This is a genomic window from Nodularia spumigena CCY9414, assembly GCF_000340565.2.
Taxonomy (GTDB): domain Bacteria; phylum Cyanobacteriota; class Cyanobacteriia; order Cyanobacteriales; family Nostocaceae; genus Nodularia; species Nodularia spumigena.
In genome coordinates this window covers 3204955-3226582 of the sequence record NZ_CP007203.1, presented here as the reverse complement: position 1 = coordinate 3226582, position 21628 = coordinate 3204955, and the positions used below count along the sequence as shown (strand labels likewise).

General features: G+C 41.0%; 16 protein-coding genes and 1 pseudogene. 8 read left to right on the top strand and 9 right to left on the bottom strand.

The window, feature by feature from the left end:
* Nucleotides 1-56: 56 nt before the first annotated feature.
* The 3 genes from sodB to NSP_RS13960 all read right to left on the bottom strand — a co-directional run bounded on the left by sodB (nucleotide 57) and on the right by NSP_RS13960 (nucleotide 4192).
* Nucleotides 57-659: a superoxide dismutase [Fe] gene (gene sodB, locus NSP_RS13970; protein WP_006195978.1), complete on the bottom strand. Its 603-nt coding sequence runs from the start codon at nucleotides 657-659 to the stop codon at nucleotides 57-59.
* 596 nt (nucleotides 660-1255) lie between these two features.
* The gene (locus NSP_RS13965; RefSeq protein WP_006195977.1) at nucleotides 1256-2860 is read right to left on the bottom strand and encodes a bifunctional pantoate--beta-alanine ligase/(d)CMP kinase; all 1605 of its coding nucleotides are present in this window, start codon (nucleotides 2858-2860) and stop codon (nucleotides 1256-1258) included.
* Nucleotides 2861-3085: 225 nt separating this feature from the next.
* Nucleotides 3086-4192, bottom strand: coding sequence for a septal ring lytic transglycosylase RlpA family protein (locus NSP_RS13960; RefSeq protein WP_006195976.1), 1107 nt, complete (start codon nucleotides 4190-4192; stop codon nucleotides 3086-3088).
* A gap of 798 nt (nucleotides 4193-4990) precedes the next feature.
* On the opposite strand from NSP_RS13960, the gene glsA reads away from it, so the two are divergent.
* Complete coding sequence (gene glsA, locus NSP_RS13955) at nucleotides 4991-5971, top strand: glutaminase A (protein WP_006195975.1); 981 nt, start codon at nucleotides 4991-4993, stop codon at nucleotides 5969-5971.
* 16 nt (nucleotides 5972-5987) lie between these two features.
* On the opposite strand, the gene NSP_RS13950 is transcribed toward glsA, so the two are convergent.
* Complete coding sequence (locus NSP_RS13950; protein ID WP_006195974.1) at nucleotides 5988-8012, bottom strand: glycoside hydrolase family 10-like protein; 2025 nt, start codon at nucleotides 8010-8012, stop codon at nucleotides 5988-5990.
* Nucleotides 8013-8209: 197 nt separating this feature from the next.
* Here NSP_RS13950 and NSP_RS13945 point away from each other — a divergent pair, with 197 nt between their 5' ends.
* Entirely contained in the window at nucleotides 8210-8641 is a 432-nt protein-coding gene (locus NSP_RS13945; protein ID WP_231859472.1) for a hypothetical protein, read from the top strand.
* A gap of 72 nt (nucleotides 8642-8713) precedes the next feature.
* On the opposite strand, the gene NSP_RS13940 is transcribed toward NSP_RS13945, so the two are convergent.
* Nucleotides 8714-10111 carry an amidohydrolase gene (locus NSP_RS13940; protein ID WP_006195972.1) on the bottom strand — a complete coding sequence of 466 codons (1398 nt, stop codon included), beginning with the start codon at nucleotides 10109-10111 and terminating at the stop codon, nucleotides 8714-8716.
* An 83-nt stretch (nucleotides 10112-10194) separates the two neighbouring features.
* On the opposite strand from NSP_RS13940, the gene NSP_RS13935 reads away from it, so the two are divergent.
* From NSP_RS13935 to NSP_RS13915, 5 genes are all read left to right on the top strand, one after another.
* Nucleotides 10195-10962, top strand: coding sequence for a cysteine hydrolase family protein (locus NSP_RS13935; protein WP_006195971.1), 768 nt, complete (start codon nucleotides 10195-10197; stop codon nucleotides 10960-10962).
* Nucleotides 10963-11003: 41 nt separating this feature from the next.
* Nucleotides 11004-11459, top strand: coding sequence for a cupin domain-containing protein (locus NSP_RS13930; protein ID WP_006195970.1), 456 nt, complete (start codon nucleotides 11004-11006; stop codon nucleotides 11457-11459).
* A gap of 264 nt (nucleotides 11460-11723) precedes the next feature.
* The gene (locus NSP_RS13925) at nucleotides 11724-12317 is read left to right on the top strand and encodes a Uma2 family endonuclease (RefSeq protein ID WP_006195969.1); all 594 of its coding nucleotides are present in this window, start codon (nucleotides 11724-11726) and stop codon (nucleotides 12315-12317) included.
* Nucleotides 12318-12465: 148 nt separating this feature from the next.
* Nucleotides 12466-14097 carry a CocE/NonD family hydrolase gene (locus NSP_RS13920; protein ID WP_006195968.1) on the top strand — a complete coding sequence of 544 codons (1632 nt, stop codon included), beginning with the start codon at nucleotides 12466-12468 and terminating at the stop codon, nucleotides 14095-14097.
* Between the two features lie 151 nt (nucleotides 14098-14248).
* A complete protein-coding gene (locus NSP_RS13915; protein WP_006195967.1) occupies nucleotides 14249-14869 on the top strand; it encodes a 4Fe-4S single cluster domain-containing protein in 621 nt (206 codons plus the stop codon).
* Nucleotides 14870-15002: 133 nt separating this feature from the next.
* Here NSP_RS13915 and msrA read toward each other — a convergent pair whose 3' ends face one another.
* Nucleotides 15003-15671 (bottom strand): peptide-methionine (S)-S-oxide reductase MsrA, encoded by a 669-nt coding sequence (gene msrA, locus NSP_RS13910; RefSeq protein ID WP_006195966.1) that lies wholly within the window; start codon nucleotides 15669-15671, stop codon nucleotides 15003-15005.
* A gap of 124 nt (nucleotides 15672-15795) precedes the next feature.
* Nucleotides 15796-17976 carry a PD-(D/E)XK nuclease family protein gene (locus NSP_RS13905; RefSeq protein ID WP_006195965.1) on the bottom strand — a complete coding sequence of 727 codons (2181 nt, stop codon included), beginning with the start codon at nucleotides 17974-17976 and terminating at the stop codon, nucleotides 15796-15798.
* 78 nt (nucleotides 17977-18054) lie between these two features.
* Between NSP_RS13905 and NSP_RS13900 the strand changes: the two genes are divergently transcribed.
* Nucleotides 18055-19383, top strand: coding sequence for a proton extrusion protein PcxA (locus NSP_RS13900; protein WP_173403288.1), 1329 nt, complete (start codon nucleotides 18055-18057; stop codon nucleotides 19381-19383).
* Nucleotides 19384-19547: 164 nt separating this feature from the next.
* Here the strand turns inward: NSP_RS13900 and NSP_RS24805 are convergent.
* Both NSP_RS24805 and NSP_RS13890 read right to left on the bottom strand, forming a co-directional pair.
* A pseudogene (locus NSP_RS24805) lies at nucleotides 19548-20379 on the bottom strand (IS4 family transposase); the annotation flags it as partial.
* A 345-nt stretch (nucleotides 20380-20724) separates the two neighbouring features.
* Nucleotides 20725-21628: IS1634 family transposase (locus NSP_RS13890; RefSeq protein WP_144360605.1), on the bottom strand; the 904-nt coding region annotated here is incomplete at its 5' end.

Sequence of the window (21628 nt, the reverse complement as noted above, 5' to 3'; positions counted from 1 at the left end):
TGCTGGAAATATCTGGAATCAGCCAGCATGGAAGTCATGGACAGACTGACAGATGATTAGGCTTTAGCGTAGTTTTCAGCAGCAAAGTCCCAATTTACCAACTGGTCTAAGAAGTTCTTAATGAAAGCAGGACGAGCATTTCTATGGTCGATGTAGTAGGCGTGTTCCCAGACATCCAAGGTTAAGAGTGCTTTTTTGCCATGAGCTAAGGGGTTTTCTGCATTTGGTGTCTTCATTACCTTGAGAGTACCACCATCATCAATTAACCAAGCCCAACCACTACCGAATTGAGTTGCAGCTGCGTTAGAAAATTCTTCTTTGAATTTATCGAAGCTACCAAAATCCTGATTAATCTTGGCTGCTAAGTCGCCGGTGGGCGCGCCACCACCTGCGGGCTTCAAGCAATTCCAGAAAAAGCTGTGATTCCAAACTTGAGCGCCATTATTAAAGATTCCCACCTTAGAGGAGTCTTTAAAGGCAATTTGGATTACTTCTTCGAGAGACTTGTCAGCAAGTTCTGTACCGTCAGTCAGCTTGTTTAAGTTAGTCACATAGGCTGCATGATGTTTGCCATAGTGATACTCAAAGGTTTCGCCCTTCATGCCATAGGCTTCTAGAGCGTTAAAGTCGAATGGTAAGGGGGGCTGTGTAAATGCCATTTTATGAAATCCTCTCTTTAGTGTTTTCCCGTTTCAAGCTGTTGTAGCAACTTAGGAAACGACAGGTTTTATGGTTATGCGTCGTATATCCAAGTATTAAAGGATATAAAACTTAACATAGATATTCTACTACCAAAGGGAGGATTCCCACAAAATACTGTTGTATTTAAGCCAAATTCCTATAATGGTGAGTGGTTATGACCGAAAAATTTTAGATTTTGGATTTTAGATTTTGGATTGGGAATTTTCGGTACAAGCCCCACCCCTTCAGGGCGGAATTAATCCAAAATCCCAAATCGTAAATCCAAAATTGTTTGACCGAAAAATTTTAGATTTTGGATTTTAGATTTTGGATTGGGAATTTTCGGTACAAGCCCCACCCCTTCAGGGCGGAATTAATCCAAAATCCCAAATCGTAAATCCAAAATTGTTTGACCGAAAAATTTTAGATTTTGGATTTTAGATTTTGGATTGGGAATTTTCGGTACAAGCCCCACCCCTTCAGGGCGGAATTAATCCAAAATCCCAAATCGTAAATCCAAAATTGTTTGGCTCACCATTATATTTAACGAAAAAGTAATATTAAATTACAGTAACTACACCTGAGATAACCGTTGTTGGTAGTACTTAACGATTTGCGCTGTGACTTCAGAGGCGTTAAGACCATCTGACTGGATTTCAACTGCATCTGCTGCTTTTTGTAAAGGGGAAACTTTACGAGTGCTGTCTTTCCAGTCACGTTCGGCGATATCCTGTTTCAGCTGCTCTAAATTCACTTCGGATTGACCCTGTTCTTTAAAGTCTTGCTGACGGCGATGGGCGCGTTCACTGACTGAGGCGGTTAAGAAAATCTTGACTTCAGCATTGGGGAAGACATGAGTCCCAATGTCTCGACCTTCTGCGACTAAACCACCTTTTTTACCCCAGCTTTGCTGTTGTTTCACGAGTGCTTGACGCACAGCGCTTTGTGCAGCTATTGCCGATACTTGAGATGTCACCTCAATTGTGCGAATTGCCTGAGTGACATCAGTACCATTAATCCAAACCTTGACGGGATATTGCAGGTCATGGGTGGGGGTAAGTTCAATGTTACACTGACTGACTAATTGGGCGATCGCACATTCATCATCAATGGCAATACCTTTTTGTAGCACCAGCCAAGTCACAGCGCGATACATAGCGCCTGTATCTAGATAAACTAGATCCAGCTTACTTGCCACTTGACGAGCCACTGTGGACTTGCCAGCCCCTGCTGGGCCATCGATAGCGATGATGGGTTGACGATCGCTCAAGATGGTATTATCAATTAAACGTGTCGAACCAAGACGAGCTGCGATCGCCAGCATTCCTTCCTCCTCAACTGTTTCTAAAGACATTAACGTAGTCGGTTCCACCAATTCAATATATTCCACGATTAGATTACTAACCTTTGCCAATTCTCGCTGTACCACGGCTATCAGCTCGCTGCTGTTACGAACACCAGCCTTAAATGCAGCTAAACTGGCCCGTAAACCTCGATATAAGATCGCTGCTTGCTCTTTTTCTTGTGCAGTCAAATATTGGTTACGAGAACTTAAAGCCAGACCTGAAGCTTCCCGTACCGTTGGACAAGCAACAATCTCCACTGGCAAATTCAAATCAGTAACCAGCCGTCTAATAATAGCCAGTTGCTGACCATCTTTTTGTCCAAAGTAGGCTCGCTCAGGTTGTACCAAGTTCAAAAGCTTGGTAACAATCGTCGCCACACCCTGAAAGTGACCTATCCGAGAACGACCACACAAACCTAACATCATAGCAGATGGAGGCGTTACTTGTGTAACTTGAGATTCTTGTAGACTTTTCTGAGAAACACCCATTTCCTCCGGAGTAGGTGCAAAAATTGCATCTACCCCTGCTTGTAAACAGAGTTGTTGGTCTGAGTCTAAAGTGCGGGGATAACGTTCATAATCCTCATGAGGAGCAAATTGCAGGGGATTGACAAAAATACTGACAATCACCGTAGAATTTTCTTGCCTTGCTCTGTTAATTAAGCTCAAATGACCTTGATGTAATCCTCCCATCGTTGGCACCAAACCGACAGCCGTCTGGTACCAGCTAGTTATCTCATCTAGTCCCAAATCTTCTGGAACCGTCAGCTGATTTTCGGAACAGCGTTTAGTTAAATAGCAGCGTAAAGCTGCGACTGTTGTCAGCAGGCGCACAAAATTCCCCTAGTTCTTTTTAAGCCTCTCCCCCGTTAGTTTATATCTGAAATGGGGGAGTGGGGAGTGGGGGGGGAGAAGAGGAAAGGGGGCAGGGGGCAGGGTGCTGGGGAGAAGAGGAAAGGTTGTTAGGTAACCGGAAGTTTAAAGTAATTTAAACTCCCCCTTGCTCCGATGCTCCGGTGCTCCCCTGCTTCTTTTGTCCCTTTGTCCTACCCTGAAGAATTATCTACCCAGAACTTCAATCTTCACTGGTGCAATACCACTGTTGATCATTCCTATAGCTCTAGCTGCACCAGTAGAGACATCAATGATTCGACCTCGAATAAATGGGCCTCGGTCATTAATTCGCACCACAACGGAACGACCATTGCGGGTGTTGGTGACACGGACTCGTGTACCAAAGGGTAAGGTACGATGGGCGGCAGTCATGGCTTCTGGATTAAATCTCTCGCCAGTTGCCGTGGGTTTACCAGCGAAGCCGCGACCGTAAAAGGAAGCTATGCCTCGGAAATTGAATCGTCTATTGTTGGCAATCTGCAATCCCATCTGTGGCAGAGAAATTCTAGCGCGTTCTGGTAAGTCAGCAATTTCGGTGATGGGAGATGCATTACCAATCAGTCTCCGCAAGCGATTGGTTGCTTGCAATGCATCTTCTGCGAGATTGTCGGTAGTACCTGCTAGGATGGTTTTTGCATTGATTTCTACCAATTCTTGGCCATTGATTTTGATTGTATACCGCTCTGTTGGCTGTTGTGAGACAGAGGCATTTTTGTTCTGGGCTTGATTGGCTGTAGATTCGCCCTCGCCCTTCCAACTAACGGTAATTTGTTCAGCGTCCTCACTGTGTAGGACTAGCTGGTTAATACTAGCTGCGATTAAACCAGCTCTATGAACCGGGTCATTATGAAGCGATGTCTTTTGGTTTCTCGCATTCGTCAAACTCCCTACACTGCTTAACTTGGCTGAGTTATCTGCAATTCGGGAATACGACTGTTGTCCCTTAGTCTTTCCAATTACACCAACTTTCGGATCAACACTTGCTACTGGCTGAGAACTCAAAAAGGTGAGAACTGGAATATCTTTGATAAACAGGGTTGCTGCCTTGCGACCTTCAATGTTGTGAGAATGAATGTTTGTGATCACACCATCCGAAGTAAGTTTCCCTGCTGCGGTTTTAAACTCTCCTACTTTAACGGCATCATTAACTGATGATTTTTGAGAAACTGAAGTAGCTTCCTTTTCCGTAGTGGTTTGAGCGTGACCGGCTAAGGGCGTACCCAGAGCAGTCAGAAACAGGGCGACAATAGTCCACAAATATCTTTGATTCATGCGTCCGATTTTTAAAGCGACTGTAGAACGGAACTTTTTTAGTTCGTGGAATTTTGTGCCACAAAAAGTGACGTATTTTTAATAACTCGAACTTGTTCCGCTTTCACTTTTTGTTTATTAACTGCAACACAGTAACATGAATTTTTGAGCTTGGGGATCAGGGTTTTAGCGTAGATATACATCACTTGATTCAATTTCCATTTCCATTTCCAGGGTCAAACCGTTCTCTAATGGCGATTTTGACTATGTAACGTTTTTTTCAATTAATAAAATTTTTCATAGGAAATTTTAATATGACAGCCAATTTAAATTAACTGTAATACTCCTGAACTTAAATTGTATTTAAGAAAACATATAATTTTATTAAATCATGTTGATAATAATTCAATATAATCTAGCCAAATCCTTCTCAAAATCCTTGATGATATTTAGTTGATAAATTTTTGTGATCCTACTAAAAATCATCTTTATCAACACTTACAGATATTATTCATTTGAGATAAGCTAGGAGCCATCCTCTAGCTTGAAGTTAGATTCTTAGATAATATCTAAATAAATATACTTAATAATTTTAATTTGTAAGTGTTTAAGTTTGCTCTATATCTATCTAAATATACGGTTAAATATTAGCTAATTTGGTAACTAAAAAAAATCGCCCACAAATAAAAATCAATGATGAGACAATAAAAAAAGCTTCACTGGCATGAGCCAATAATAAAAGTATGTAGCGAAAAATACAAGCGTTCTCGCTTGCTATATTGACTAAAATATGATTTTTCAGAGTAACCTATCAGCCTTATGGCAAACCAAGCAAATTCCGAAGGTTTAGAAATTGTCTCAGCGCCATTTTTAGCTGTTCTCAACGACTTGTATTCCAAATACAAGTCAAAAAAAGAGGGGACACTAGCAAACTATATTCCAGAACTAGCGAAGGTGAATCCGGAATTATTCAGCATTTGTATTGTGACTGTAGATGGTCAAACTTACAAAGTCGGGGACTATCAACAACAATTTACAATTCAGTCAATTTCTAAGGTGTTTGCTTACGGACTGGCCTTAGAAGATCATGGACGGGATTATGTTTTAACTAGAGTTGGGGTGGAACCAACAGGAGACGCATTCAACGCGATTATTCTGGATGAAAAATCGAAGCGACCTTATAACCCTATGGTAAATGCAGGTGCGATCGCTACTACCAGTTTAATTAAAGGCAATGGTCCAACAGAACGCTTAAACCGGGTGCTGGAAATGTTTAGCAAATACACCGGAAGGGATACAATGGTTGATATTTCAGTTTTTACCTCTGAACGCAGTACGGGACATCGCAACCGCGCCATAGCACATCTGATGCTTAATTTTGGTATGATTGACCAAAACATTGAGGAAGTTTTGGATCTTTACTTTCAGCAATGTGCTGTGATGGTGAATTGCCAAGATTTAGCGGTGATGGCGGCGACTATGGCTAACAAAGGTGTTAACCCAGTTACAGGTGAACAAGCATTAGATAGTCGTTACATTAAAGATATTCTCAGCGTTATGTACACCTGCGGGATGTATAACTTTGCTGGGGAATGGGCTTATAAAGTGGGACTTCCGGCTAAAAGTGGTGTTTGTGGGGGAATTATGGCGGTTGTACCTCACAAAATGGGTATTGGAGTATTTTCGCCTTTGTTAGATGTGCGTGGTAATAGTGTCCGGGGAGTCAAGGTGTGTGAGGAACTCTCCCGGCGCTTGGGGTTACATTTATTTGAATGTTCAGGGGACAGCTTTAACAGTTAACAGTTATCAGTTTTCATTAAATGACTGTAATTACCGCACCCTGACTTTCATTTCCCAACCTATCAACTGCACACACTGCATAGTTTCCGGCTTGTGGAACAGTGGCGAAGGTTGTCCCAGCTGACAAGACTCGCGCCAGTTTCCAATAATCACCAAATTCTCGATAAAGTGTCCAAGAACGAACCGGTTGATTATCTCCGGGTCGCCAACTGAGGCGGCTATTATTAACTTGTAGTTCTTGGGGTGGTGGTGGTGCCGTTGTATTGCGCCATGACATAGTGGGTACTATGGCGGGGGTAGAATAAAGGGAATTTCGGAAACTGTCAGCAATTCCTTGACGATTTTGAGTAATGGCACTCATGCTAAAGAAGATATTACCCAGGGACAAGTTATTGGCTAGGTTGCGCGTAATGGCGACTTGTTGCTGAATTTCTTGATTTGTCCAAGCTTGACCATCGAGTTTACTAAGATTGTTGCCTACATATATATGTCGTTGGCTAGTATTAATTTCTGTCCACCATTTGAGCAATAGGGGATAACTTTGTGCAGCTTGGTCGATGCGCCAATACAGTTGGGGGGCTAAGTAATCTACTATACCTCCTTGTAACCATCTTTTGGCATCAGCATATAACTGATTATAAGCATCTAAGCCATTGATTCCTGGTGGTTGTCCTGGTTGGTAAATACCAAAGGGACTAATACCAAATTTAACGTGGGGCTTTGTGGCTTTAATTCCTTCAGATATACGTAATACCATTTGATTAACATTGTTCCGTCGCCAGTCACCTAAGCTGAGTTGACCACCATTTGCTTGAGAAGCTGCATAGGTTTGATTGTCGGGGAAGGTTTGACCCTGGATGGGATAGGGATAAAAATAATCATCTAGATGAATGGCATCGATATCATAGCGGCGGACAACATCTATAATGACGTTGAAAGCACGGTCTTGGACGATTTTACTACCTGGGTCCATCCATAGTTGATTACCCCATTGGTAAACTACTTCGGGGTTGGTGACAGCTATATGGGGACTGGCGTTGGGTCTAGCTGTGAGGCTGGTTTTGGCGCGGTAGGGGTTGAACCAAGCATGAAGTTCTATATTGCGTTTGTGACATTCGGCGATCGCAAACTCTAAAGGATCATAATATGGATCTGGTGCTTTACCTTGAGTTCCGCTCAACCAAGCACTCCACGGTTCAAATGGGGAAGCATATAAAGCATCACCCTCTGGTCGCACTTGCAAAATCAGGGCGTTAAAATTCAGATATTGTAGTCGGTTGACAATTTCGATAAATTCTGCTTTCTGTTGTGCTGTGGAAAGTCCGGCTTGGGAAGGCCAATCATTATTCCATACTGTTGTCACCCACGCACCGCGAAACTCTCGCTGATGGTAAATGTTTTCTATGGGAGGGGTAGGTACAACTATTGGGGGAACTATGATATAATTGGAGGTAATTTTATTTCTCCACAATAAATACACCATTGCCTGATAGACCATGACTACCACATCTGCACGAGTTGCGGCTACACGGGGGTTGAGTATTTTAACGTTGGGGTAACTCGCTACTAAGTTTTTTGCAGTAGCGATCGCCACTTGAGTTCTCGCATAGGCAGGAATCTTGGCGGCATCTTGATAAATTTGTGGTAATATATTCAGTAAATCGGGTTTAACATTAGCCGCGATTTCTAAGCCGTTGACGATCGCCACTAAAACATCACTGCGGAAAATCCTGTCATTGGGGCGAAAGCGTCCATCAGGATAGCCGCTAAAAAATCCGGCTTCATAAGTTTGTTTAATCCGATTCACAGCCCAGTGATTATCCGGGACATCAATAAAGGGAACATATTCCCGTTTAGGAGACCGGGATGATGCAAATACTGCTCCCAGTATAGCGGCAAATTCAGCGCGAGTCACTGAGTTATCTGGTCGAAAAGTGCCATTCGGATAACCATTTAAAATGCTCCGCTCTGTTAATGCTTCGATGAATGGCCTGGCCCAGTGATTTTGAACGTCCGGGAAACGAAGAGGATTAGATACCATGATGGATTGTAATTAGCTTGATTCCATGCTGCTATTCTTAGTTAATTTAACAATTTGAATGCGATCGCGTCTGTGAGATTGTGTAAATTTTAACATTTTCCATCCCTTGATTTTTCTCTATGTAGGATAGAAGTGTGAGCAATTTCTTTTTGTGCAACTTATCTATTTGAACAGTGCGAAAAATCAGACTTTTTATTTTGTTATTATTACTAAGCTTATTGAGCGTTCTGGTATTTTATGATATTTCTGCTTATATCTCGGAACAAAAGCCGATAGTTAGGTGTGAACAAGGGGGATTTTATCCGCCACAAGTTCAAAAGTACTATACTCATCCTCAAAAGTTAGTAGTCAAACCTTGGCTTGGACCACATAATGTCTACGCTATATTTGCTATTCCTGCTGAATACAGAAGTGATGCTTTATTTACAGTATCAATACCTGGAACTATCACTTACTGCGGACGAGTTCAGGATATTGACGAGGTTTTATCTGGAGTTGATAATCTGGATTATTATACCATGATTCGGGGATTTTTAAACACTCGCATTGCTTTGAAGTTAATTGCTCAAGGTAAGTTAAGTCAGTTACAGGAACCACAATATTGGCGGTTAGGTTATGTGAGGCGTTAGCTAGGTTAATATTTTAACGCAAAGGGGCGCGGAGGTTAACGCAAAGGTTCGCGGAGGGGGTTTTTCTGCTGGTTATAAGTCCATTACTTGGCGATAATGAGTTTCTATTTGGGCGACGGTTTGAGATTTGCGTTTTGTTTCCCATTGACTACGATTAAATAGTTCTTGTCGTAAGTTATCTATGTTGATTGTATTGATTTGATTTTTGCTAACTATTTGTTTCCCGTTTATCCAAGCGCTATGGACAACGTTTGTGGGGCGACCTAATACTAATAAACCTATGGGATCTGTTCTGGGTAGTAATGATAAATTTGTTAAATCATACATTACTAAGTCTGCTTGTTTACCTACGGTGAGGGAACCAATTTGGTCAGCTATATTTAGTCCTTTTGCTCCTCCTAATGATGCCATTTCTACGGCTTTTTTGGGTGTGATCCAGTTTTGATAATCTGAGTCTGTTATGTTGTGCAAGATGGAACCCATTTTGATGGCTTCTAGCAGGTCTTGGGAGTCGTTACTAGAAGCGCCATCACAACCAAAAGTCACGTTTACCCCTGATTTGATATATTTTAAAATTGGGGCGATACCACTGCCTAAACGCAGGTTACTCAAGGGGTTATGGACAACTGTACATTGGGTTTGGGCGAGAATGGTGATATCATGATCATTTAACCAGACACAATGAGCTAAGGATGTGCGATCGCCTAAATATCCAATGCGTTGCAGATGTTCCACAGCAGTACATCCGTATTTTTCTTGGGCGAGTTTTTCTTGGGCTTTGGTTTCTAATAAGTGGGAGTGACGACAAAGATTATAGCGATCGCTTAATTCAATACATCCTTTAAATAAACCATCACTACACAATTGTATCCCTGTTGGTGCAACTAAAATACTCACCCCCTCTTCTGGACGATGAAATTGTTTCACCGCTTCTTCTATAATTTCTAATGTCGCCGTAGTTGAGCGAAAATAAGGTTCATGGTTTTGTTCTGTTTCCCCCGAAGGTATCCCAGCGCTGAGGGATTCATCTTGAATTAGTGGCGCAATAAAAGCCCGAATTCCCACTTCTCGATAAGCACGCACCGCAGTGGCGATGGTTTCTAATTCTTTTCCAGGAGTTAACACCAAATGATCTACTACACTGGTTCCACCGGAAAGTAAAGTTTCTACAGCTGTTCCCAAAGCACTCAGATAAACTTTTTCTAAATCGAGGGGTGCAAAATCATATAATTCGGCTAGCCATAATTCTAAAGGAAAAATTGACATAATTCCCCGTTGCCACATTTCTGAGGAATGGGTGTGGGCGTTGACGAAACCAGGGAGTAATAGTTTATTGCTACCATCAACAGCAGTACCGATGACATCTAAATCCGGTGCGATCGCCGCTATTGTACCATCAATAACCTGCACATCTACGGTGGCATAATCGTCATTGGTAGCAATCAGAACGTTTTGAATCGTAAAATTCACTTTATTTAACCTTAATTAAGTAATTGCACAAACATTAGAAATTCAAGTTACAAATTTAAGGACTGTTTTGAGTGTTGTCATTTATGAATTTACCATTACGGAGATTGGGAGTTGAACCAAATGCGTGGACTGTAAATCAGGATATCGCAGATATTACTCGTCCTCCAAAGACCCCACAACCGGTTATCTTACCCACAGAAACCAAAACTCTGCACCTCGACTTAGCAAAAACCGCCATCATCATCATTGATATGCAAAACGACTTCTGTCACCCCGATGGATGGTTAGCGCATATTGGCGTAGATGTCACACCAGCACGTCAACCCATCGCACCTTTAAATAGTTTACTGCCAAAACTACGTGCTGTGGATGTGCCGATAATTTGGCTTAACTGGGGAAATCGTCCCGACTTACTCAATGTTAGTGCGGCTTTAATGCACGTCTACAACCCCACAGGATCAGGCGTAGGATTGGGCGATTCTCTGCCCAGCAACGGTGCTAAAGTCCTGATGGCGGGTAGTTGGGCGGCCTCGGTCGTAGATGGACTGCAACAGCTACCAGAAGATATTCGAGTGGATAAATACCGCATGAGTGGCTTTTGGGATACGCCTTTAGATAGTATTCTGCGGAACTTGGGAAGAACGACACTATTATTTGGAGGTGTGAATGCTGATCAATGTGTGATGTCTACCCTATGTGATGCCAATTTTTTAGGCTATGACTGCATTTTAGTTAAGAATTGCACAGCTACGACTTCTCCTGAGTATTGTTGGCTGGCGACATTATATAACGTTAAGCAATGTTTCGGTTTTGTAACTGATTCAGAAGCGATTTTAAAAGTGCTGACTTAGTAGAGAACATTTACAGTTATTAGTTTAAAGGAGATGAATAAATGCAAGCTACTAAATGTGTAATTCCTGTGATCAAATCTCCCAAGGATTATCAAACATATCGCATCAGTCCAGATGATTCTAATCGGCTGGCGATTATTTTTGATTCCATCAATGCGAATACTTCTTTAACTTGCTGCATCGAAATTTTTGATGTGGGTGGACAAACACCACCAAACCGTCATCAATGGGCGGTGGAAATGTTTTTTGTCCTCAAAGGGGAAGGGGTAGCTATGTGTGATGGGAAGAGTGTCAAAATTCAAGCCGGGGATAGTTTGTTAGTACCTCCAACTGGAACTCATTTAATTAAGAATATAGGGAAATCTCGCTTATATACTTTAACGGTGATGGTTCCTAATGAAGATTTTTCGGAATTAATTCGCAGTGGGATTCCGGTGGAATTAGATGCAGAGGATATGGAAGTTTTAGGAAGATCAAATGCGTTGATGCCTTGTTAAAGAAGTTCGGAAGCAGGGAGCATCCCACTTTGGAAATATATCTTTTCTGTCTAACCATGTAATCAGGTTCTTACGGCTTAATGAAAAATATATCTTCCAAGTTGGGATGCTCCCCGAAACCACAGATAAACACAGATGAATTGCATTTAATTGGTATTCATGGGTATTCATTTGTGGTTGATATCATCGCATTCACGCAAAATTATTTAACTCAAGCAGAATTTTACCCACGATAATAGAATTAACCCTTTCGTGAAAATCATCATGGAAACCCTCACCTTAAGCATACCTCCAAGCGTAGGTTTAACCGATGAGCAGTTTTATCAACTCTGCATTGCTAACGAACCTTGGCAATTAGAACTTACCCAGACTGGAGAATTAATTATTATGCCCCCAACAGGCGGTGAAAGCGGAATTAGAAACTCTGATTTAATCACAGAGTTAAATTTATGGAACCGTAAAACCAAGTTAGGCAAAGTCTTTGACTCTTCGACTGAGTTTAAATTACCCAATGGTGCATATCGCTGTCCCGATGCGGCTTGGGTGAAGTTAGAACGTTGGGAAGCTTTAACTAAAGATGAAAAAAGACGTTTTCCGCCGCTTTGTCCTGATTTTGTAATTGAACTGCGTTCAGAAAGTGATAGTTTAGCTAAATTAGGCGCTAAAATGCGGGAGTATCAAGAAAATGGTGCGCGGTTAGGTTGGTTAATTGATCCGCAAACACCTTCGGTAGAAATTTATCGCCCAGGACAAGATGTAGAAGTTTTAAATTTCTCTTTTGAGAGACCTCCTCAAGTTTCTGGTGAAGAAGTTCTACGTGGTTTTGTTTTAGATTTGATGATTATTTTAAATCCATAGAGTAGGTTACAGAAAATACTCGTTATCTTAAATGGTATCAACCAGATGACAAACCCCTGAGCGAACCGGCAAATTGGGCGGGTTTCTGTGCTATTGGAGAAATTTTGCCTAAATGCTAATTTTATTATAGCGATCGCTCCGTCAACTCATGCACAAAATCCTACCCAAACAAACAGCCTCCATGCAAACCCGCGACGGTATCCGCCTAGATGCAGATATTTATCGCCCCGAAGCAGAGGGAGAATATCCCGTTTTATTAATGCGCCAACCCTATGGAAGAGCGATCGCCTCCACAGTTGTCTATGCCCATCCCATTTGGTATGCTGCACATGGCTATATTGTAGTTATTCAAGACGTAAGAGGAAGAGGCACATCCGAAGGTGAATTTCAGCTATTTAAGCACGAAATCGCCGATGGAGAAGACACCGTAAACTGGGCGGCGAAACTCCCTGGTAGTAACGGCAAAGTGGGGATGTATGGCTTTTCCTATCAAGGAATGACTCAACTATATGCCGCATCTGCAAAACCACCAGCATTAAAAACAATTTGCCCAGCCATGATTGGCTATGATTTATATACAGATTGGGCTTATGAAGGGGGTGCATTTTGTTTACAAACTAACCTCGCTTGGGCAATTCAACTAGCTACAGAAACCGCTCGTTTACGCAAAGACAAAACAGCTTATGAAGCATTATTTGCTGCGTCTCGTAATTTACCTGTAACTCATCCCGAAATTCTCCAGCAACTCGCCCCAGAATCATTTTATCATCAGTGGCTGACATATTCTCATCCCGATACATACTGGGAAAAACTTTCGCCTAAAAACCACTTACAAAATATTGATTTGCCCATGTTCCATATCGGGGGATGGTTTGATACTTACCTGCGAGGAACTTGGCATTTATATCAATATATGATCGCCCGTAGCACCACACCCCAACATTTAATCATTGGTCCTTGGGCGCATTTGCCTTGGGGTCGCAAAGTTGGTGGAGTTGATTTTGGTGTTAATGCTGTGAGTCCTGTTGACCAGATGCAAGTTCGCTGGTTTGACCAGTTTCTCAAAGGTATGAATACAGGATTACTTGAAGAAGATCCTGTTTGTCTATTTGAGATAGGAAGTAATATTTGGCATAGTTATCCAACTATCCCTAAAGTAAACCAGAAATCTTATTTTTTGTCAACCACCGGACTGGCTAATATCAGAGAAGATTCTGGAAGCCTAATCCAAAATCCAAAATCTAAAATCCCAAATTCCTTTGATGTCTTAGTACATGACCCTTGGCGACCGGTTCCCGCTTTGGGTGGTCATGCAGGAATGCCGGCGGGTGTTTTTGAGCGATCGCATTTAGATTGTCGTGCTGATGTTTTAACTTACACCAGCGAACCCTTAACAGAAAACTTGCATTTACTAGGGAATGTCGCGGTGGAAATCTTTTGTAGTGCCGACCAACCCAGTTATGATTTGTGTGCAGTGCTGTCAGAAGTCCATCCCGATGGCTGCGTCTATAACTTAACTCAAGGTTATGTCCATTGTCCCCCAGGTTCAGAACAAGCGCCGACCAAAATTCAACTCCAACCTACTTGTGCGCGAATTGCTCAAGGTAATGCCCTGCGTTTGAGTTTGAGTGCTGCCTGTTTTCCTGCTTATGCGATGAATTCTGGAAGTGGTACAGTAAGAAGTAGTGGGGAGTTGATGAATGCTCAGGTAATCACAATTACGGTAAATTGTGGAGATGGTTTTCTTTCTCAAGTTTTGCTGCCGTTAAGAGTTAATTAAGAGTTTGTTTCACGCAGAGGCGCAGAGGCGCAGAGAGGGAGAGGAAGAGTTAAATTAATGGCAGCGAGTTTAGCAGTCTACAGTAAGAATTGATTTACCGGATATTGACAGAAATATCTGGAATATTTTACTATGGAAATAGAGGAAACAGATGGAAAGTAAACTAACGGAACCATCAGCAGCACTCACAGAAATTCCGGCTGGCTATCTGAATATTATGGGTTACGTGGATGAGTCAGAAGTTAATGGTCCGGGAAGTCGTGCTGTTGTCTGGGTTCAAGGTTGTCCGCGTGAATGTTCTGGTTGCTTTAATCCTGAGTCTTGGTCTTTTGGGATTAATCAATTAATTTCTGTTGATACTCTCGCGCAGAATATCCTCAGCAAACCTAATAATACAGGTGTGACGTTTTCCGGTGGGGAACCTTTTTGGCAAGCAACTGCACTAGCGTCTTTGGCTCGTAAGCTCAAAGCTGCGGGTTTAAATATAATGTCTTTTACTGGATTCACCCTCAAGCAATTACAGTCTGCATCAGCACCACCAGATTCCGCCGCATTATTAGCAGAATTAGATATCTTGATTGATGGTCCTTTTGTGGACTCTCTAGCAATTAATTCTCCCACGTCTTTGGTTTCTTCTAGCAATCAAGGCGTTAATGTTTTTAACCCAGATTTAGCAGACCAGATGACTTGGGCAAGTGACCAGATAGAAATCCATATTCTTAAAGATGGTAGCAGAATTGTGACTGGTTATCAAGGGGGTTTGAGTAAATAATTACTAATTCGTAATTCGTAATTCGTAATTAGTAATTCGTAATTAAGAATGTACAAGCCGTACTCAAATATACGATACAGAGCAACCACTGATTGCAATTACGAATTACGAATTATCAATGACGAATTACAAGCTAGCCACTAATTTGAGATTCTACTACACCGATGGGACAAGCAACCTTTGTTCCTCCTAACCCACAATAGCCATTGGGGTTTTTGGCTAAATACTGCTGATGATAAGCTTCTGCGTAGTAAAATTCAGGTGCATCTAAAATTTCTGTGGTAATCTTCCCATAACCTGCTTTGTTGAGTGCTTCCTGATAAGCGTCCCGCGATGCTTCTGCTAGTTGCTTCTGCTGTGGGGAATAAACATAAATTCCCGAACGGTATTGAGTACCAGCATCATTACCTTGGCGCATTCCTTGGGTGGGGTTATGGCTTTCCCAAAAAACTTTTAGTAGTTGAGAGAAACTAACCACGTTAGGATCAAAGACAACCAAGACTACCTCATTGTGACCAGTCATGCCGCTACATACTTCATCATAACTGGGGTTTGGGGTGCTACCAGCAGCATAACCCACCGCAGTTGTGTAAACTCCTGGAAGTTGCCAAAATTTGCGTTCTGCACCCCAAAAGCAGCCTAAACCAAATATTGCTTTCTCCAATCCTTCAGGAAAAGGCGCTGTTAAAGTATTCTTATTGACATAGTGTTCATTGGGTACTGGCATTGATTTTGCTCTTCCTGGTAAAGCTTCTTCAGGAGTGGGGATAGCCAGCTTTTTACCAAATCCAAATAGTCCCATAATTTTTAACTCTGATTTCTCATAAACTTCTTTACCTTACTTAATATTGTAAAGAATCTTGTACAGCTTGGGGAGTTTTGGAAATAACTCATTGTTCATCCCCAACCGATAATTAAAAGTAATTTTACACAAACGATTGTACCAAAGGCAACAGCCGACCTATTTGTTCTTGACCATTTACGGCTAAGTCGCTGTGACATAAATAAACTTTTTCACCGACACGAGACAGTAAATCTGCTAGGATTTTTCGCAATCTTGCTTCTTCTAGTAGATTTTCATCTTCTGCTGTCCAACGTTCGCCTAACCTGTCTCGCAAGAACAACGGCGCTGCAAATAGCGTCGCTGCGCCACCTTTTGTCCACAGAGGAGAACCAGCATCTAACCAAAAATGCCAACGGTGAAATCTTCTACTAGAACGATATTGGAAAATAGTTGCTAAGGTGACAGCTTTTCTGGCTGCGCCGATGGGACGCAAGGGGTAAGGGTTGGCGGTAATAGTACCACGTCGGAGTAAGTGTATAAATTCGGCAATGGTTGTGTGGAGTTCTCCCCCTGCTGTTCTGGGGGTTATTTGTCTTAAACGGGTGTCAATTTCCCAATAATGTTGGGCTGTTTCCAGTAATTCCCGCAATGCTGCCATTTCTTCGTAGGGAGGATGATGATCTTTACAGATAAAGTCCTGCATTGCTAGATATAACAGAGAAGTTGGACTGGGAATCAAATCCTTTGCTTGTTGTTTTTCTAACCACTGCAAAATTTCACCATAAGCTGTGGTAGCTGCATAGCCAATTCTATCCCAGCGCTCGAATGCTGACACTGGGAGCAAGTGGGGATGATCGGGATGAGGTTTAAAACAGTAATCTGTAATTAATCCGGCGCGTACTGGGTCGATGCGAGTGGGGAGTGGGGTGTGGGGAATAGGGAGTGGGGAGTGGGGTGTGGGGAGTGGGGTGTGGTCGGTGGAGATTTCTGGTTTTCTACTAAAGATAACTAACATCTCGGCTACGGCTTCTCGATCTACAAGGCGACCTAAACCGGGATAAACTAGAGCCAGCATGGTGAGTAAGGCTCGAATCACAGGTGAACTAATTAAGGGACGTTGCTCGTTGAGTGATTCGACGGGGATGTTTTGTTTACTCAGGATTTCTACTAAAGTATAACGGGCGATCGCATCTAAACCCGGTGCAATAATTGCCACATCTTCTGCTTGTACTTGTCCCGAATTGATCGCTTTCGCAATTTCCTCGGCTGTGTCCCGTAATAATTGGGCGCGGGAGGTCGTTTGAATTAACTGCACTGAGTCTGGTAAACTAGACAGCATCATTGATTCTGTGACTAACTCCACCATTGGGGTCAAAAGTTGCTCTGCTAGACTGGGTAAGGGTGATGTGGTTAATGTCTCAATTTGACAACGTTCGGCTAAACCTGCCAAATATTGGGGATCTGCTCCCAAACCTAGACGCACTGCACCATCAGGGTTATAGCTAAAAGCCCCCACTGCACCTTGATTCAATAAAAAATCAAATAGTTGACGCGCTACCCCAGGATAATCATCGACATCATCTGCGAGTACAGCTTGATAGCGTTGAGTTAAGTGTTGTTGATAATGGCGATCGCTTAATAACTTCTGACTATAAAGTTCAGTAATTATCCCATAGCTAAGTAATCCCCTTTCTAAACACCAGTCGCGCCAATCTAATAATAAAGATACCAAAAACTCCGGCTCTAAATCTATGGCATTTTCTGGTAAACCTGTGTGCAAAATCTGGGCAATATCTTCACAAGGTGTACCACTGTAAGCAGCCAATTGGAATAAATCCAGAATCCGACGTACCAAACGGGACTCATTGACTCCCGCAGATTGCAAAGTGGCTGTATTTAACTGAGAATGCCAAAGTTTCGTGGCTAATTCCTGTTCAGTTTCAGGGCGTAATCTTACCGGAAACTGTGCTTTGAGTTTTAACGACTGAATTAATAAAGGCCAAAATAAAATAACTTCATCTTGAAAAAAACCGAGCATCGTCTTAGCACGAACTGGATATTTTCCTTGAGTTGCTGTCACAATTTTATCAGCCAATTCTCGGCGATTTTCACTATTAGCAGCTAAAACCAAAACTCTCGGCGCTGTTTTTTGGAGATGTGAATCTGGCGCTATCGCCCCGCCTTTGAGAGCGTCTGAGTTTTTAGTATAAAATGATGCCCGAACATGATTTTCACTTTGCAACCAATCACTAAAAATATCTACCAAACGAGCCGTTTTACCACTGCGGCTAGCGCCAACAATCCAAGTAGAATGAGAAATCACAAATCCTCCCCTTGTAGATTTGCTAGTATACTTTGTGCGTTAACTTAATGATCAGAAGCACTAATAAATGCTAAATAATTGCTGACGATGAGAATACCGATTTTTAGCCAAAAAATTTACCCTTTTTTACTGTCTGCTTACCGATGGTACTTACTCACCCCAGAGCGTTCATTAGAGGAAGCTTATAAGGCAGCATTACACATTCAAGCCATAGAAGATGACCATTTTCATGGTAATAAAATAGACTTAAACTCAGCCATCTACAGCAACAGTGTAATGGATTACTTTGAGTCAGATTTAAAGCAACATTTAAAAACTGCCCGGATGCGACTAACAGAGTTTCGAGCCAGTCGTTTGTTTTCCAATGAATCTCATCAAAGAGCCGCGCACAAAACAGGTATAGAGTATCCTAGTCCTACCTTAATTTTAGAGAAATTAGAATTTATTGATCAAGTTATCTCAAAATATCATAACTTGGATAACGAGATCAATTCCCCGGCTTTAGTCAATAAACCTCAAATTGTTAAAGTTGATGTACCTACCTCTGAAACATCACCACAAAAATTACCAATTCAAAATCAAGAACCGCAGAAAAAACAGCGCGGTAAAGCTGATACAATGGGGATACTGCCCCGGTCGATTTTAAGTACCATCGGCCGTCTGCAAGTTGAATTAGACCCCAATGCTGAAGAAGATGTTGTTAAAAACTTCCGTCTAACTCAAAGAAGAACCATAATATCTATTAGATTTATTTTACTATTAATTATAGTACCTCTGTTAACTCATCAAATATCAAAGGTATTAATAGTAGGACCGATAATCAACCATTTTAGAGGTTCCGAAACAGCCGAAATCTTTCTCAATTTAGAAATGGAGGAAGAAGCATTAATAGAACTGCAAAGATTTGAAGAAAAAATCAAATTTAAAAATCTAATTAGTAGCGCCCCGCGACTATCTGCGGAAGAGATAGAAGTTGAGATGGAAGATAAAGCCCGTGAAATTGCGGAACAATTTCGTCGCGAAAGTGCCAACGCTATTAAAAATGTTTTTTCTGATATTTTCTCGGTAGGTGCTTTTATTTATCTGTTGGTAATCAGCAAGCCTTCGATTATGGTGCTAAAAGATTTCTTTGATCATATTGTCTATGGTCTGAGTGATAGTGCTAAGGCATTTATCATTATTTTATTTACTGATGTATTTGTCGGCTTTCACTCTCCGCACGGTTGGGAAGTAATTTTAGAAGGTGTATCACGTCATTGGGGTTTACCAGCTAATCGAGATTTTATCTTCTTATTTATTGCTACGTTTCCCGTGATTTTAGATACTATCTTTAAATATTGGATTTTCCGTTATTTAAACCGCATCTCGCCTTCCGCAGTTGCTACATATCGGAATATGAATGAATGACAAAAATCACATGGGCAAATGTACTAATTGTCCTCCACGCCCAACTGGTGGTGTCATGATATCGGATAATGCTTGAGGAATGGTTTCTTTAGATTCTGGGGGGTATTCTGTATAGTTAAAGTTTGCCCATTGTTGATCTAGAGCTGAAGGGGGGACAAAATCAGCTATAAGACAGACTCCATAAGACTCATAGCTCTTAGACCTTGTTGATAATACTTACGTTTATTGCGATTTAATTTTATTAACTCCGTGACTAAATCCATACAAATATCCTTGAAATTGACCCAAGTTTGACCATATAAGCCGATATAAAAACTACTACGTCTCCGTTCCGTTCGACCATGTTCTTTGATCCGAGCAATATATTTTTGTATTCCTTTACGTTTGATTTGTTGACCCTGAATTGTTGCAGAGGAGTAAGCAATCGCTATCAATAAAACTAGAGAAATAAAGCGTTGACCAGTTACATTAGTATCCTCTAAATTATAGCCTCCCTTCCTTAAAATATCTAAACATTTCTACCCTTCGGTAACGCCAAGGACGAACAATATCAAATCTTTGTTTATAGGCAGAAATAGCCAATTCTAACGCATCAAAATTCGTTAAGATAAACCATCCTTCTTTCGGTGCTACTCCGTTGATTTTACGTTTCCATTTACAAGCAACGTTAAAACTCATGAAACCGCGAGTCTTTGTTACCTTCACACCTTTAATAAAAAATGATATCCCTGGTGCTAATCCCAGACTATTTAATTCCTGAAAAATACCTTTCTCAAACTCTACAAATTCGTTATTTTTTAATCGCAAGCAAAAGTATATACCCAAGGATTGAAGGTACTTAGCGAGTTTTACCGAACAAAATTCTCTATCACCTAATACACATATTTTATAATTCGGAAAAAGTGGCATGACTTGAGACAATAGATTTTGTTGCTCATCTATGTTACTACTACCTAATTTGGGCAATAATTTAAAATAGATTGGAAATGCTCTTTTACCCACATTCCGCACCTTCAACTGTCACAAGCGGTAATTACTGAAATAAAAATGTAAGCAAAGAATAAAATCAGACATTTATAGGGAGAAAAGATTTTGAGCAGTCATTAATCTGACAAAATGGCATCAGAATGTATTGTCAATAAGGAGCAATAAGAACGAGAACTAAATTTATGTGATTTGATAGATAAATGTCTATGCTAAATCTCTAAATTCGCAATTTTACTAATATATACAAGCGACAAACCTAGATTTTAAACATATTAATTGAGAACTAATTGTTAAATTAATTAGCCCGTTAATCAAAAATAAAATAACTAATTAAATACGCAATTACGAGAATAGTTAGGTAACGAATTTATAGTAATGAAGACAATCTGATGGTAAAAGCCTCAGAATAAAATCTCTATCTTTATTCTGATTAGAGATTTGAATTTGGTCATTAGATGTAACTAAATGAATTGACTGAAAGCATTGAAATATCCAGCGTACAGTAGGTTTTGCAGTTGGTTTACCTAACTGATTTCTAATTGTTGATTGATTTTCTCGTAAAGCGGCTCGTATTTGTCTTTGTGCCAGGGTATATACCAGCAAGCATAAACCCATAATCATTGCTAGAGATTCAATTCTCTCAGGGCTTTTGAGAAAGATACTATCTGCAAAAAATAATGGGTCTTTGAGAAAACCAAATCCCCGTTCACATGATTGTTGTGCTTTATATTCCTTTAACATTGAGTCATTGCTGAGTACACTAGACTCTAAAATATTTGTGGCAATTACAAATCTACCTGCACTCTGTACTTCCTTGTTAATTTGATTTTCATTCCTGGATACTGTCCCGAATATTTGGTAGAATTTCTCTGGTTGGTTGTCTTTTTTCTTTGATGTGATTTCACTGACGTTACTCTGCTCAATTTGGTGATATTTAAATTGTTTCGATATTTTTAATAATGCCTTGATAGCATCAGCCTCACAAGCAAATTTATCTTGTGATAACTTTTTCAATTCCTTAACAGCTTTTTCTTCAGCCTTGATAATTTTTTGTGAAAGCTTACGCAGGTCTGATTCTTTTCTCACTTGGCTCTGTACGACCAACCATCTTTGCTCTATGTCCCCGTAAGTTATTTGATTTTCTTTAAATGAATATCCTGATAATTCACTTTCGACAAATTCCGAATCGGCTAAATTCGATCCCGCCGCATTTAAGGCAATTACCAAAAATATTGTATCTAGTCCTTTAATAAAGAGT

Bases quoted from the DNA above. Each gene is read 5' to 3' on its own strand.
- sodB (WP_006195978.1), bottom strand. From the start codon at position 659: ATGGCATTTACACAGCCCCCCTTACCATTCGACTTTAACGCTCTAGAA.
- NSP_RS13960 (WP_006195976.1), bottom strand. From the start codon at position 4,192: ATGAATCAAAGATATTTGTGGACTATTGTCGCCCTGTTTCTGACTGCT.
- glsA (WP_006195975.1), top strand. From the start codon at position 4,991: ATGGCAAACCAAGCAAATTCCGAAGGTTTAGAAATTGTCTCAGCGCCA.
- NSP_RS13950 (WP_006195974.1), bottom strand. From the start codon at position 8,012: ATGGTATCTAATCCTCTTCGTTTCCCGGACGTTCAAAATCACTGGGCC.
- NSP_RS13935 (WP_006195971.1), top strand. From the start codon at position 10,195: ATGAATTTACCATTACGGAGATTGGGAGTTGAACCAAATGCGTGGACT.
- NSP_RS13930 (WP_006195970.1), top strand. From the start codon at position 11,004: ATGCAAGCTACTAAATGTGTAATTCCTGTGATCAAATCTCCCAAGGAT.
- NSP_RS13925 (WP_006195969.1), top strand. From the start codon at position 11,724: ATGGAAACCCTCACCTTAAGCATACCTCCAAGCGTAGGTTTAACCGAT.
- NSP_RS13920 (WP_006195968.1), top strand. From the start codon at position 12,466: ATGCACAAAATCCTACCCAAACAAACAGCCTCCATGCAAACCCGCGAC.
- NSP_RS13915 (WP_006195967.1), top strand. From the start codon at position 14,249: ATGGAAAGTAAACTAACGGAACCATCAGCAGCACTCACAGAAATTCCG.
- msrA (WP_006195966.1), bottom strand. From the start codon at position 15,671: ATGGGACTATTTGGATTTGGTAAAAAGCTGGCTATCCCCACTCCTGAA.